At 69.7% G+C, this 13,434-nt stretch carries 11 protein-coding genes; 8 read left to right on the top strand and 3 right to left on the bottom strand.

Annotation, left to right across the window (positions count from 1 at the left end; all coding sequences use genetic code 11):
• Positions 1-71: 71 nt before the first annotated feature.
• The 4 genes from LZ199_RS15725 (at position 72) to LZ199_RS15710 (ending at position 3,376) form a co-directional block, all read left to right on the top strand.
• Entirely contained in the window at positions 72-848 is a 777-nt protein-coding gene (locus LZ199_RS15725; RefSeq protein ID WP_253994498.1) for an SDR family NAD(P)-dependent oxidoreductase, read from the top strand.
• The gene (locus tag LZ199_RS15720) at positions 838-1,632 is read left to right on the top strand and encodes a class I SAM-dependent methyltransferase (RefSeq protein WP_253994497.1); all 795 of its coding nucleotides are present in this window, start codon (positions 838-840) and stop codon (positions 1,630-1,632) included. Before LZ199_RS15725 ends, LZ199_RS15720 begins: the two co-directional genes overlap by 11 nt.
• 177 nt (positions 1,633-1,809) lie before the next feature.
• A complete protein-coding gene (locus LZ199_RS15715; RefSeq protein ID WP_253994496.1) occupies positions 1,810-2,202 on the top strand; it encodes a hypothetical protein in 393 nt (130 codons plus the stop codon).
• 238 nt (positions 2,203-2,440) lie between these two features.
• Entirely contained in the window at positions 2,441-3,376 is a 936-nt protein-coding gene (locus tag LZ199_RS15710; protein WP_253994495.1) for a hypothetical protein, read from the top strand.
• 3 nt (positions 3,377-3,379) lie between these two features.
• Here the strand turns inward: LZ199_RS15710 and LZ199_RS15705 are convergent, their stop codons facing one another.
• A complete protein-coding gene (locus LZ199_RS15705) occupies positions 3,380-4,936 on the bottom strand; it encodes a ChaN family lipoprotein (protein WP_253994494.1) in 1,557 nt (518 codons plus the stop codon).
• Positions 4,937-5,051: 115 nt separating this feature from the next.
• Between LZ199_RS15705 and LZ199_RS15700 the strand changes: the two genes are divergently transcribed.
• Complete coding sequence (locus LZ199_RS15700) at positions 5,052-8,039, top strand: TonB-dependent receptor plug domain-containing protein (protein WP_253994493.1); 2,988 nt, start codon at positions 5,052-5,054, stop codon at positions 8,037-8,039.
• On the top strand, positions 8,039-8,878 hold the full coding sequence (locus LZ199_RS15695) for a 5'-nucleotidase C-terminal domain-containing protein (RefSeq protein WP_253994492.1): 840 nt from the start codon (positions 8,039-8,041) through the stop codon (positions 8,876-8,878). Before LZ199_RS15700 ends, LZ199_RS15695 begins: the two co-directional genes overlap by 1 nt.
• A 26-nt stretch (positions 8,879-8,904) precedes the next feature.
• Here LZ199_RS15695 and LZ199_RS15690 read toward each other — a convergent pair whose 3' ends face one another.
• Positions 8,905-9,192 carry a TIGR04563 family protein gene (locus LZ199_RS15690; protein ID WP_253994491.1) on the bottom strand — a complete coding sequence of 96 codons (288 nt, stop codon included), beginning with the start codon at positions 9,190-9,192 and terminating at the stop codon, positions 8,905-8,907.
• Positions 9,193-9,199: 7 nt separating this feature from the next.
• Entirely contained in the window at positions 9,200-9,403 is a 204-nt protein-coding gene (locus tag LZ199_RS15685; protein ID WP_163864428.1) for a TIGR04563 family protein, read from the bottom strand.
• Between the two features lie 453 nt (positions 9,404-9,856).
• Between LZ199_RS15685 and tilS the strand changes: the two genes are divergently transcribed.
• The gene (tilS, locus tag LZ199_RS15680; protein ID WP_253994490.1) at positions 9,857-11,218 is read left to right on the top strand and encodes a tRNA lysidine(34) synthetase TilS; all 1,362 of its coding nucleotides are present in this window, start codon (positions 9,857-9,859) and stop codon (positions 11,216-11,218) included.
• Between the two features lie 178 nt (positions 11,219-11,396).
• Positions 11,397-13,313: an ATP-dependent zinc metalloprotease FtsH gene (ftsH, locus tag LZ199_RS15675; RefSeq protein ID WP_253994489.1), complete on the top strand. Its 1,917-nt coding sequence runs from the start codon at positions 11,397-11,399 to the stop codon at positions 13,311-13,313.
• The last annotated feature ends 121 nt before the right edge of the window (positions 13,314-13,434 follow it).

The following is a 13,434-nucleotide window of genomic DNA, read 5'->3' as shown; positions in this document are numbered from 1 at the left end:
GCCGCCGGACGCCACCCGTCTGCCCGGTTTCCCGCGCGACGGGGCCCCGAAGTCTTCCGAGGAGCCATCTGATGGACACGGAGCTGAGGGGCAAAGGCATCCTGGTGACGGGCGGCGCGGGAGGTATCGGCACCGCGCTCGTCCGAGCGTTCTCCGAAGAAGGCTCGAAGGTGGCGGTGCACTACCGCACTCGCGAAGCCCAGGCGCGAGCGCTCGCTCAAGAAGTGGGCGGCTCGGCGGTGGGCGCGGACCTGACGGTGGAGGCGGAGGTGGATGCCCTCGTGCCCGCGTCGGTGGCCGCGCTGGGCCGGCTGGACGTGCTGGTGTGCAACGCGGGCGTGTGGCCCGCTGCGGATGAGCCCGTCTGGCAGATGTCGTTGGAGCGCTGGCGCCGGACGCTGGCGGAGAACCTGGACAGCGTCTTCCTGTGCTGCCGCGCGTTCCTCCGGCACGTGTCCACCACGGGCGTGGGCAACATCGTCATCATCAGCTCCACGGCGGGCCTGTTCGGTGAGGCCGGGCACTCCGACTACGCGGCTGCGAAGGGCGCGCTGGCGAGCGGCTTCGTGCGCAGCCTGAAGAACGAGCTGGGCCGCATCGCCCCGCTGGGCCGCGTCAACGTGGTGTGCCCCGGCTGGACGGCGGTGGACCGCAACCGCTCCAAGCTGGAGGGCGAGGGCTTCGTGAAGCGGGTGACTCGCACCATGCCGCTGCGCAAGGTGGGGCAGCCCGAGGATGTCGCGCGGGTGGTGGTGACGCTCGCATCGGATCGCATCTCCGGCCACGTGACGGGTGAGGTCATCACCGTGGCGGGAGGCATGGAAGGAAGGGTGCTGCATGACGACTGAGGCGATGGACGTGCGGAAGTACAACCGCGAGGCGTGGGACCGGCAGGTGGCGGTGGGAGACCGGTGGACGGTGCCGGTGACGCCGGAGGTCATCGCCGCGGCGAGGCGAGGGGAGTGGAGCATCGTCCTCACGCCCACGAAGCCCGTGCCGCGCGAGTGGTTCGGTGATGTTGCGGGGAAGCGGGTGCTGTGCCTGGCGGGCGCGGGTGGGCAGCAGGCGCCCGTGCTGGCGGCGGCGGGTGCGCGGGTGGCGGTGCTGGACAACTCGCCCGCGCAGTTGGGTCAGGACCGCAAGGTGGCGGAGCGCGAGGGCTTGGAGCTGCGGTTGGTGGAGGGGGACATGAAGGACCTCTCCGTGTTCGAGGACGGCAGCTTCGACCTCATCTTCCACCCGTGCTCCAACGTCTTCGTGGACGACGTGCGGCCTGTCTGGCGCGAGGCGTTCCGCGTGCTGCGCCCGGGTGGTGCGCTCCTGTCGGGCATCAGCAACCCAGTCATCTTCCTGTTCGACCCGGACCTGCAGGAGCAGGGGGTGATGCAGCTCAAGTACAAGATGCCGTACTCGGACTTCACCAGCCTCACGGACGCCGAGCGCCGTCGGTACACCGACAAGGGCGAGCCCCTCTGCGTGGGGCACTCGCTCCAGGACCAGTTGGGTGGGCAGCTGGATGCGGGCTTCCTCCTGGCCGGCCTCTTCGAGGACCGGCACATCGCGGGCGACAAGCTCTCCGAGTACTTCGACGGCTTCATCGCCACCCGCGCGGTGAAGCCCGGCGCGCCCTGAGCACGCGGGCGTGATGACTGCACGGAGGGCGGGCAAGCGGTAGGGGAGGGGACTCGCTCCCACCTGGGGTCGGCGGCGTGGATTTAACCTTCTCGTCCGCGCGGGGTTCTTCCTGGCAACGAGGACGCGAGCGGGTGTGCCGCTCGCGTCCAGTTCCACCGACTGGAGAGTCCCACCATGCGTCAAGGCTTCCTGCTGCGTTCCGTCGTCGCTGCTTCGCTGCTGTTCGCTGTCCCCGTGCTCGCCGAGGACACCGCCGCGCCCGCGCCCCAGGGCAAGGAGGGTCACCACGGTGGTCGGCATGGCCACAAGGGAATGAAGGGAGAGCGGAAGCTGGCCAGGATGGAGCACCGCCTGGACCGCGCAGTATCCGAGGGCCGTCTCTCGCAGGTGCAGGCGGACCAGTTCAAGACGGAGGCCCGCCAGCTTCGCGAGGAGCTGAAGGCCCAGCGTGACGCGGCCGGCGGTCAGCTCTCCGAGGACCAGCGCCTCCAGGCCCGCGAGCGTGTCCGTGCTCTTCGCGAGAAGGTGAAGGCCGCCGTGCAGTCCAACGCGCCCACCAAGACCTGAGTCGGACGCGCGACGTCCGGCTCATGCCTCAAGTGTTCGAGCTGGCTTCCCGTGCCATGGGCGAGCCGGCGCGGACTCGCTCCGGCGGATACGACTTGCCGAGGCGGATGTCTGTGGCTGCGCCGCATCAGCTGCTCTAAAGCCGAGGGACCCGCGAGCAAGCGACCGTGTCGCCGACCCGCACGCCCAGCGTGACGGACCCGGGGGAATCGCGCAGACTCGCGGCACGAGGTCTCGCATGCGGCTGGTGCTGTCCCTGGTGGTGTTCGTGTCACTCGTCGGCTGCGGCGCGCATTCGTCGCGCGCGTTCCTGGGTGATGCCGCGGCTCCCGCGCCCTCGCGAATCCCCGTGGACGACGCGGAGTTGCTCCGGGTCCAGGCGCGCGCCCGCTACATCGTCGAGGCGGAGCGCGCCGCCATTCGCGCCACGGACGTGCTGATGGAGAGCAAGGACGTGGACCTGAGCCCGTCCCGGATGCAGATGCACCTCACGCTGCCTCACGGCGGTGCCTGGTATGGCCTCTTCGGCCGGGTCGACGACGCGGGGAAGTTCATCCCGGCCTACGCATTGAAGGCGCCGCACGAGGAGCCCGAATGGATGGAGCTCATCCCCGTGAACACGCTCCCCATCGACTTCAGCCCCATGGCCCGCGCGGTGAAGAGGGCGAAGAACATCACCGTGGAGACCTTCGGTCGGCCCAGCGTCAACCCCGTGGTCCTCGTGGAAGCGTCGGGCGACATCACCGTGTACACGCTGCAGGGGACCCGGGACCCGAAGCGATTCTTCTATGGCGGCGACTTCCGGTTCCGCTTCGCTCCGGATGGCAAGACGCTGCGCGAGCAGGTGAAGCTGCACCCGACCGTCATCGCGGTCGACGTGGCGCCCATCACCGAGGATGCCTCGCGGATGGATGCGCACCTGCACCAGACCTTCAAGGGACCCCTGGAGACGGAGCTGGCCTTGCTGATGCTCTATCCGGAGCTCACGTCGCTGGCGGTGGGCCACGTCGACACGGCGGTGACCTACGTCCTGTTTCCGGATGGCGGCATCAGCGTCGTCACGGAAGACAACCCCGCGTCCAGGCGCGACCTCCTCCCGGATGGCACCTTCGCGCTCCCTCCCACCGCGCCGAAGCCCCCGGAGGCGGAGGCTCCCGAAGCAGGAACTCCGTGAGCCTCAGTCCCGCAGTCGCTCGGCCCAGGTGAAGTACACGGTGCGCGCGTTGGCGAACGGGTCCCGGAACAGGGCGCGGACCTCCGTCTTCGCCAGCCGTCCCTCGTCGAAGGCGCGGTAGAGCTTGTCCCCGAGCAGGTAGCCCAGCGCGTGGCTGACGCCGTGGAACAGGCGGTCCTTGCGCAGGGGCAGCAGCTTCACCGCCTCTTCGGGCGCCTCCAGCTCCGCGGCCTTGTGCGCCAGCACGAAGGCGGAGACCTGCCGCTCCACACCGCGACTCTCGCCGAAGCGCCGGGCCCACTCGGCCAGCCCCAGGCACGTGCGACGCGGGTTCACCAGGCGGGAGCCGAAGAAGCCCAGCGCTTCCTCCATGCACCGCGCGTAGAACGCCTCGGAGGCCGTGCGCGGCGCCTCCATCGCGCTCCCCACCGCGCAGTGCCGCACGAAGTGCGCGGCCTCCTCCGCGGCGTGGTTCAGTGACAGCGAAGCCAGGTAGGCCGTCCGCGCTCGCGGGATGTAGCTGCTCTCCCTCGACAGGATGTGGCGGCGCAGCTGTGACAGCTCCGCCTGCGTGAAGCGCCCACGTCGCTGGATACGCGCCAGCACGTCGCCATCCGCCACCGTGGCGACCTCCACCGACTCCAGCGCGCGAACCACCGGCACGCCCGCGAGGCGGCCGATCAACGCCGCCATCTCCCGGAAGCGCTCCGACGCACCCCGGTCCATCAAGGGCGAGTCGCCGGCCTCGGCCTCCAGATAGTCGAGGAAGCTCTGCTGACAGACGACAGGGGAGGCGTTGAGCAGGCACACGGTGTCGTCGGCCAGCTCCACCGCTTCGGCCACGCCCATGCGTCCGTCCCGGGCCAGCCGCCACCAGACGCCCTCCGCGTTCTGGTACACCACCAGGCCACGACGCGTGTCGTCGCCGAGCGCGCGCTCCACCTGCGCGGGCAGGTGACACGGCGCGACGTGGTACTGGCCCACCAGGACGAGGACGAGCGGACGGTCCTCGGCACGGGCCGCCCGGGCGACGCGCTCCGCGGCGTAGGCATCCCTCAGGGCGAGCGAGCGCTCACCCTGGGCGCGCCGGTCGATGCCGACGACCTCCAGCCGGTGGCGCCGGGCGAAGGCGAGCAGGGTGCGCAGCGGAGTGCCCGGGCCGAAGCCCGCACCATCCGTGTCACCGCCCAGCTTCGCCAGCAGGGAGCGCTCCGAGAGGCGGCCCGAGCGCCAGGCGTCGACCGAGGCCTGGTGACGTCCCTCGATGCACTCGAGGGCCATCACGACGCGGCGGCCCGAGGTGAGCGCGCGCTCCACCAACTCGAGGTAGGTCTGCTGCGCCAGGGGCAGCGTGTGGTAGTCGCCCACGTACACCACGTCCGAGGCGAGCACGCGTTGGTGCACGTCGGTCAGCGGCAGGACGCGCCGATAGCTGGCGGTACGCCGCCGATAGCGGGCCTCGTAGGAGCGGAAGGCATCTGTCTGCCCGTCCACCACGCGGGCGATTTGTGCCCGCTGACGACGGAAGAGGGCAAGGTGCAGGGCGAGCGAGTCGCGCATGGAGTGCGGCGATCCCTCGCACGGCCCTGGAGGCCCGGCAAAAAATCAGCGGCGCGCGGCCTCGGGGCCCCCTTCCTTGACTCGGGGAGGGGGGCAATGGACCATCCCCTTCAGCTTGAAGAACACACTCGCGCGCGCGACCCTCCTCAGCTTCGTGCTCTTCCTGGCGGTACCTGTCCGTGCCGAGGAGCCGTCGCTTCTTCACTCCGCTCCGGCCAAGGCCCAGGCCAACCTTCCCCTCCGGCTGGATGGCACGCTCGTGGAGGGCAGTCGCATCCTGGAGATGTACGTCCGCTACCGCGGCCCAGGCGAGCCCTTCGCCCGCGTGCTGATGGAGCGCCAGTACGGCGACCTCTACCGCGGCGTCATCCCCGCCGAGCACATGGTCCCGCCGGGCGTCGAGTACTACGTCGAGGGCCTCACCGCCGACGGCGAGCGCATCCCCATCTTCCAGACGGCCGCTCGGCCCGCCCGCGTGTTCGTGGCCGGCGAGGTCTCCGCGACGGCGAGCCGGCCCGGCCCCTCGGAGCCGCCCGTCTCCATCTCCGCTGACGAGCGGCCCCCCACCCGGGCGCCGCCGCCCGAGCGCACCAAGGCGCCTCCTCCGCCCACGAACAGCGCCTCCGATGATTCGATGGCGGCCCTGACCGCGGATCTCCCCTCGGATGTTCCTCCTCCGAAGCCCGCGTCGCGAGACACCCGCACCCCACCGCCGTCGCGCGAGCCTCCTCCCCCGACGCGAGGCAGCACGACGACCTCACGCGATACGGCGGCCTCCTCGCGCGAGCCCGCGACGCGTGAGTCCCCACGCGCGACGCGAGAGACGCCTCCTCGGGAAGCGGCGACGACGCGGGATGCGCCCGTGCGCGAGCCCGTCGCCTCTCGCGAGTCGTCCCGCGAGGCAGCCACCCGTGAATCGTCCTCCTCGCGGGAGTCGTCCGCGACGCGCGAGAGCGCGCCCCCCCCGGCGATGCGCTCGGAGCTGGAGGAGGACATGGCCCTCTACAGCGCCGAGGACACCCTGGCGCTGGCCACGCGTCACGAGGAGAAGGTCCGGAAGGTGCCCGCCATCGCCGCCTCGTTCGGCCGCGAGCAGATCAGCGCGCTGGGCGCCCGCACCGTCGCCGACGTCCTGGACGTGGTGCCCGGCCTTACCGTCAGCCGCGACGTGCAGGGCTTTCACCGCACGGCGGTGCGCGGCATCCGCAACGACGCCGAGGTGCTGTTCCTGCTCAACGGCCACCGCCTCAACAACTTCTTCGACGGCAAGGCGCTGATGAACCTGCCGGTGGAGAACCTGGAGCGCATCGAGGTCATCCGCGGCCCGGGCTCCGCGCTCTACGGCGCGGGAGCGTTCCTGGGCGTGGTCAACATCGTCACCGACACCTCGGACGGCGTGCGCACGGCCGTCTCCGCGGGCGGCTTCCCGGAGAAGGACGACCGCCTGGCCGTCACCGTCAACGGGCACGCGTCGGCCGGAGAGACCTTCGGCGACCTGCGCCTCTTCGCGGACGCGGATGTGTGGAGCCAGTCGGGCGACTCGAACGTCATCGACAACGACGGCCTGGATGACGAGGCCATTTCGCAGGGCCTCCGCGACGTGGAGGACCCCGCCGGCAAGACGCGCGATGACCGCTTCCTGCTCAACCTGGGCGGCGGCGCGACGTATGTGATGGGCGACGCGGGCCGCCTGGGCGCCTCGGTGCGCTTCCTCACCGAGAACCGCACCGCGTTGATGGGCCTCTTCGACACCGTGGCCGAGGACTCCGAGCTGAAGTGGAACGTCCTCATGGCGGACGTCCATTGGGAGCGCGCCATCGGCACCTCGGTGCTGCTGCGCGCGCGCGCCGGGTTCGATCAGCAGTCCACCGACCGCCTCTTTCAAATCACCCCCACGAACTTCCGGACGGGGACCGAGGCCAACCAGCTCTTCGCCGAGGGCCTGCGGGAGCGGACGAGCATCTCCGTGCGCTCGCTCACCGGAGGCGTGGACGCGGATATCGCGCTGTCGCCCAACAACCGGCTGTCGCTGGGCGCGGTGGTGGAGCAGCAGTCGCTGGGCGACTACACCTACGAGACCAACTACACGCTGGACGCGCGCGTGCGTCCGGAAGGCTTCACCGCGCCCGAGGGCCTCACGGACCTGCTGGGACTCGCCGACGGCGCCGTGTCCAAGCGGCTCATCGTGGGCTTCTTCGCGCAGGACCAGTGGACCGTCGTCAATCCGCTGACGCTCACGTTCGGCGTGCGCGTGGACGCCACGCAGCTGCCCACCGTGGACGGCACGGGCACCATCACCGGCACCAGCTTCGTGCCCAGCATCAACCCTCGCGTGGGCTTGGTGTTCTCCGCCACGGACGCGCTGGTGCTCAAGGCCCTGTATGGCCGCGCCTTCCGCGCCCCCACGCTCCAGGAGCTGGTCGAGCGCATCCCCGACACGGACTACAACCAGGGTCGCTTCGAGGGAAACCCGCGCCTGCAGCCCTCCACGGTGGACACCTTCGAGCTGGGCGCCGACCTCATCCAGTCCGCCGGCGAGGCCCGCGTGCGGCTGCGCGCCAACGCGTACCTGGAGCTGTTCGACTCGCCCATCGTCCCGGTGGACACGTCCGGCAACATCGTTCCGCTGCGCAACCGCGAGCTGGGCGTGCGCGTGTACGGCATCGAAGGCGAGGCCCGCCTGGAGGCCTCCAAGCGCGCCAACGCCTGGTTCAACGCGAGCATCTCCCGCGCGCAGGACATGGAGCTGCCGTCGCAGTCCCGCCTGCTCACCGACACGCCGCAGGCCCGCTTCAACGCGGGCGTGTCCATGCCCATTGGCGCGTGGGTGAACTTCGACGTGGTGGTGCGCACGGGCGCGGAGCGACGCAACAACAGCCGCTCCGTGCTGGAGCTGGTCCGCCGCTACAAGATTCCCGCCTACAGCCTCATCACCGCGCAGATTCGCAGCGAGCCCATCGCCGATATCTGGGAGGTGTCGCTGGTGGCGCACAACGTCTTCGACCACGACCTTCGCGACGACGTGCCCCGTCCGGACCGCGTCACCAACAGCCTCCCGCGCGAAGGCATGTCCGGCTACCTCACCGTGAGGGCCCACTTCTGATGCCGCTCCCCAAGTCCATCCTCGCCGCCCTCGCGTGCGCCCTGGCGTCGCCGCTGTCCGGGTGCATCTCCTACAACGACTCGTGCCAGCCGCTCGTCTCGGACCCGGATGCCGTCGTCGGCTACCTGGGCGCGGATGTGCAGTTGGACAAGCCCTTCACCCGGCATGACAACAACGCGCTGGCGCAGGTGGTCGCCGACGCGTTCCTCCATGCCGAGGACGGCTCCGCGCGGCCCGCCGTGCTGGGCGTCGTCAACGGCGGCTCCCTGCGCACCGAGGGCCTCTGCTACACGCGCATGTCGCTGCGCAAGGGGCCGCTCACCGACGGCGTGCTCCACGAGGTCATCCTCTTCGAGAACCTCATCGTCACCGTGGACCTCACCGAGCGCGAGGTGGTGGAGATGATGGAGAACAGCGTGGGCGCGCTGTACGTGGAGGGGCAGGCCATCGCCTCGCCCTCCGGCGCGTTCCTCCACGTGTCAGCGGGGACGTCGGTGCGCGTGGACTGCTCGCGCCCCAGGGGCGAGCGAGTGAGGGCGCTGACGGTGGGGGGACAGGCCATCGCACTGCCTCCTCGCGATGACACGACCATCCGCTACCGCGTGGCCATGCCCAGCTTCCTGCTCGAGGGCGGCGACGGCTACGGCACGGTGTTCGGCAATGCCGGTCAGGACCCCGCCCGGAACCCGGTGCAGGCGCGAAAGCTGGGCGGCACCGACGCGAACATCGCCTCGGCGTACATGCGGGAGAAGTACCCCACGCCCGTCCAGGCGCTCACCGAGGAGCCGCGCATCATCTTCGAGAACTGCGCACTGCCCGCGAGGCCCGCCGGCAGGTGAGTGCCGGGGGCCGCTCGCGGGGCCCTTCAGGACTTGGGCTCGTCCGGGTTCGGAGCGACCGCCACCATGCTCGGTGGGGTCGCGGGCGCCGCTGCCACGGGGCTCGCCGTGACGGCGGCGGGTCGAGGAGGCGGAGGCGCATTGAGCACGTCGTTGACCGACGGCATCTTCCGAATCTCCGCACGCGCGACCTTCCACGCCTGCTGGACAATCCACGAGAGCGAGCGGTCCTGCCGCGTCGCCTCGCGCTGGATCTCCTCCAGCATGTCCTCGGGGAAGTAGAGGCTTTGTTTGCGGTGGTCGGTGGTGGCCATGCCTGCGCTACTCCTCGCGCGGGTCCTGGCGCTCGTCGCCAGTCACGTCGTTAACGGCGGGGAACCCCTTGATGCGCTCGCGGGCGATCTTCCACGCCTGCTGCACGACCCAGGAGAGGGAGCGGTCCTGTCGGGTCGCCTCCTCCTGAATCTCCTTCAACATCTCCTCGGGGAAGTACAGCGACTGCTTGCGCTTGTCGGTGCCTGCCATACTTGAGTCTCCGGGGCGGATTCGAGGTGACGACCTGAACACACCGGGGCCGTTATCCGACAGACGCCCAAGAGGGTCAACGGTTTCGGAGGACTCATTCCGCGCTCGCTGGGTCCTCGCCCGGCCACGTTCAGTCAAGCCTGACGTATCCAACTGTGCGCGAAAAAGGAAACGCCCCGGCCCTCTAGACAAGAGGACCGGGGCGTCTCGGAAAGAGGGACCGCCGGGAGTGGATCTCCCAGCGGACCCGTGGGCCCAGAGGGGGAGGGGGGGGACCCCTAGGCCCAACACCTTGAAAATTCGACCGTCCCCTCAACAACTCCGGGGGCCGCGCATATTTCCTCGTCCGAGTCCGCGCCCATCCGGTGTGACGATCATAAGAACCAGCCCCCCTGCCTTCAACCGTACGCGCCTCTGTAACCCTGTTACCCGACACTCCATTCCCCCTCTCAGATGTCACGCACTGGACCTACGACACGGCTGCTGACGAGGACGCTGCTCGACGCGTACGCGCGCCTGGGGCTGGAGGGCCGCTCCGTGCTGTGCGCCGTCTCTGGAGGAGCGGACTCGGTGGCCCTGCTCGTCGGCACGGCGAGCGTGCGAGAGCGCCTGGGGCTGCGCGTGGAGGTCGCCACGGTGGACCACGGCCTGCGGCCCGAGTCTCGAATGGAGGCGCAGTCGGTGGTGGCGCTCGCCGAGCAGCTGGGCTTCGCGTGTCACGTGCGCGAGCTGTCACTGCGCTCGGGCCCGGGCGTGGAGGCGCGGGCGAGGCAGGCGCGCTACGCGGCGCTGGAGGCGGTGCGCGTGGAGCGCGGCCTGTCAGTGGTCGCCACCGCCCACTCGGCCACCGACCAGGCGGAGACGCTGCTGATGCGCCTGGCCCGAGGAGCGTCGTCTCGAGGCGCGGTGGGCATCCATGAAGCGCGGCCCGGGCTCGTCCGACCGCTCCTGGAGCGCACTCGCGAGGAGCTGGTGGACTTCCTGGCCGAGCAGGGCGTCGGGTATTCGACAGATGCCATGAACGCCGACCCGACGTTCTTCCGCGTGCGGGTCCGAACCGACGCCCTACCGGCCTTGTCCCGCGCCGCGGGCTTCCGGGTGGACGCGCGGCTCGCGTCCTTCGCGCGGCTGGCGGCCGAGGACGACGCGTTGCTGGGCGACCTGGCGGACGCGGCCTGGAGCCGCGTGCAGCTGGCGGAAGGCGGCGGTCTGGATGGGGTGGCGGTGCGCGCGCTGGAGTCGCCGCTGCGGCGCAGGGTGCTCGCCCGGCTGCTGGCCGAGCATGACGTGGTGACGGACGCGGCCACGGTGGAGCGCGTGCTGCGCGCGGTGGAGGAGGGCGGCTCCGCGACGGTGGGGCGTGGCCTGCGACTGCGGGCGACGGGCGGGCGGGTGCGCTGCGTGCCGCTGACTCAAGAGCTGCGGCCCGTCTCCGCGCTGTTCCTGGAAGGGACGGGGGCCTCGGGTGTGTTGGAGGGCACGGGGTGGGCCTTTCGGGTGGAGGCACAGGCACCGCCCGAGGGGATCCATGGTCTGGCGCTGGCGGGAGACGTGAAGTGGCCGCTCACCGTGCGGACACGCAAGCCCGGGGACAAGGTCCGCATGGGCGCGGGACAACGGCGGCTTCAGGATGTGTTGGTGGATCTTCGAGTGCCCGCGGAGTCGAGAGATGCGCGGCCGGTGGTGCTGGACGCCTCGGGCACGGTGATGTGGCTTCCAGGGTTGTGGACGCCGCCCCCCAGGGCGGATGTTTCCGGACACTACCTGTGGGCGACACCCGTGGGTCCGAGCATTCAGCGGACCCCTTCGTTATAGAGTGGAATGAGTGTTGTCGGGGGTCGGCCGCGGCCCCTAAATAGTTGAGGGCTTTTTGCTGTTGCTGATACGGTCCGATGACAGGGGAGCTCGCCTGGTGTCGGGCAAACGATTGAAAAGGCTGGGTTTCTCCCGGCGCGGCCCTCATCCCGCCGAGTACCGAAAGGGCAGCTGACACGTGCGTTCGACTTACAAGACCATCGGGCTCTGGGTCATCCTGATCGTCCTCTTCGTCGCCTTCTACAACTTCTTCTCCCAGGGCAACGACCAGGTCCAGGAGCCTTCGTTCACGCAGCTGTTGACGAAGGTGGAAGAGAAGAAGGTCAAGGAAGTGGCGGTCAAGGGCAACACCTACTCCGGCAAGTTCGTCGACACGAGCGAGAAGTTCCGCACGACGGGCCCGGCGCCGGACGCGGCCATGCTGAACCAGCTCCGCAACAACGGAGTGGACGTCAAGTATGAGCGGGAGGAGCAGAACAGCCTCTGGCTGACCATCCTCGGTCAGTGGATGCCTGTCGTCTTCCTGTTCCTCTTCTTCATCTTCTTCATGCGCCAGCTCCAGGGTGGCAGCGGCAAGGCGATGACCTTCGGGAAGTCGAAGGCCAAGCTCCTGAGCGAGAGCCACAACAAGGTCACCTTCGCGGATGTGGCCGGTGTGGACGAGTGCAAGGAGGAGCTGGAGGAGATCGTCGCCTTCCTGAAGGACCCCAAGAAGTTCACCAAGCTGGGCGGTCGCATCCCGAAGGGCGTGCTGATGATGGGCCCTCCGGGAACGGGCAAGACGCTGCTCGCCCGGGCGGTCGCCGGCGAGGCGGGCGTGCCGTTCTTCTCCATCTCCGGCTCGGACTTCGTGGAGATGTTCGTGGGCGTCGGCGCCAGCCGCGTGCGCGACCTCTTCGAGCAGGGCAAGAAGAACGCCCCGTGCATCATCTTCATCGACGAAATCGATGCCGTGGGTCGTCACCGTGGCGCCGGTCTGGGCGGTGGACATGACGAGCGTGAGCAGACGCTCAACCAGCTCCTCGTGGAGATGGACGGCTTCGAGTCCAACGACGGCGTCATCCTCATCGCCGCGACGAACCGTCCGGACGTGTTGGACCCCGCGCTGCAGCGTCCGGGTCGCTTCGACCGCCGCATCGTGGTTCCGCGTCCCGACCTGAAGGGCCGCCTGGGCGTGCTGAAGGTGCACACCCGCCGCGTGCCGCTGGCTCCGGAGGTGGACCTGGAGGTCATCGCTCGCGGTACGCCGGGCATGACGGGCGCGGACCTGGAGAACCTGGTGAACGAGTCGGCGCTGATGGCCGCGCGGCAGAACAAGGAGCGCGTGGACACGAGCGACTTCGAGGCCGCCAAGGACAAGGTCTTCATGGGTCCTGAGCGCCGGTCGATGATCATGACCGAGAAGGAGAAGAAGAACACCGCGGTGCACGAGGCGGGGCACGCGCTGCTCGCCAAGCTGCTGCCGGGGTGCGACCCGCTCCACAAGGTCACCATCATCCCCCGCGGTCAGGCGCTCGGCGTCACCTGGAGCCTGCCCACCGAGGACAAGGTCAACGGGTACAAGAAGCAGATGCTGGACCAGATCGCCATGGCCATGGGTGGCCGCATCGCCGAGGAGCTGCTCTTCAACGAGATGAGCAGCGGCGCGGCGAACGACATCGAGCGGGCCACCGAGACGGCGCGCGCCATGGTGTGCCGCTGGGGCATGAGCGAGAAGCTGGGGCCCCTGGCGTTCGGCAAGAGCGACGGCGAGGTGTTCCTGGGCCGCGACTTCAACTCGTCCAAGGACTACTCCGAGGACACCGCGCGGGAGATCGACTCCGAGGTTCGCAGCATCGTGGTGGGTTGCTACGAGCGCGGCAAGAGCCTGCTGACGGCGAACCTGGACGCGCTCCACCGCGTCTCCGACGCCCTGGTGGAGTACGAGACGCTCGACGCCGAGGACGTGAACATCCTCCTGCAGGGTGGCCAGCTCACCCGTGAGCGTCCGCCCCCGCGCGTGAACGCGCCCCCGAAGGCGACGGAGAAGAAGGACAAGCGGAAGATCCTCGACGCCCTCGACGGGCTGCCGAAGATGGAGCCGAACAAGGCGTAGTCCCGCCGCTGTCTGAAGTCTTGAAGGCCCTTCCCGCTGTCGGGGAGGGCCTTCTGCTTTGCGGGGCCTGCTTCTCCGGCGACTGCTCCCGTGGCTCGACGGGGTAGGGTGGCGGCCGCGC

It is taken from the genome of Myxococcus qinghaiensis (assembly GCF_024198215.1).
GTDB lineage: Bacteria > Myxococcota > Myxococcia > Myxococcales > Myxococcaceae > Myxococcus > Myxococcus qinghaiensis.
Note: the sequence above shows the minus strand (reverse complement) of the source record. Positions and strands in the feature narration are given on the sequence as shown.

Coding starts and splice junctions, on each gene's coding strand:
- LZ199_RS15685 (WP_163864428.1), bottom strand. CDS start 9,403: ATGGCAGGCACCGACAAGCGCAAGCAGTCGCTGTACTTCCCCGAGGAG.
- LZ199_RS15690 (WP_253994491.1), bottom strand. CDS start 9,192: ATGGCCACCACCGACCACCGCAAACAAAGCCTCTACTTCCCCGAGGAC.
- LZ199_RS15725 (WP_253994498.1), top strand. CDS start 72: ATGGACACGGAGCTGAGGGGCAAAGGCATCCTGGTGACGGGCGGCGCG.
- LZ199_RS15715 (WP_253994496.1), top strand. CDS start 1,810: ATGCGTCAAGGCTTCCTGCTGCGTTCCGTCGTCGCTGCTTCGCTGCTG.
- LZ199_RS15710 (WP_253994495.1), top strand. CDS start 2,441: ATGCGGCTGGTGCTGTCCCTGGTGGTGTTCGTGTCACTCGTCGGCTGC.
- LZ199_RS15695 (WP_253994492.1), top strand. CDS start 8,039: ATGCCGCTCCCCAAGTCCATCCTCGCCGCCCTCGCGTGCGCCCTGGCG.
- tilS (WP_253994490.1), top strand. CDS start 9,857: ATGTCACGCACTGGACCTACGACACGGCTGCTGACGAGGACGCTGCTC.
- LZ199_RS15720 (WP_253994497.1), top strand. CDS start 838: ATGACGACTGAGGCGATGGACGTGCGGAAGTACAACCGCGAGGCGTGG.
- LZ199_RS15705 (WP_253994494.1), bottom strand. CDS start 4,936: ATGCGCGACTCGCTCGCCCTGCACCTTGCCCTCTTCCGTCGTCAGCGG.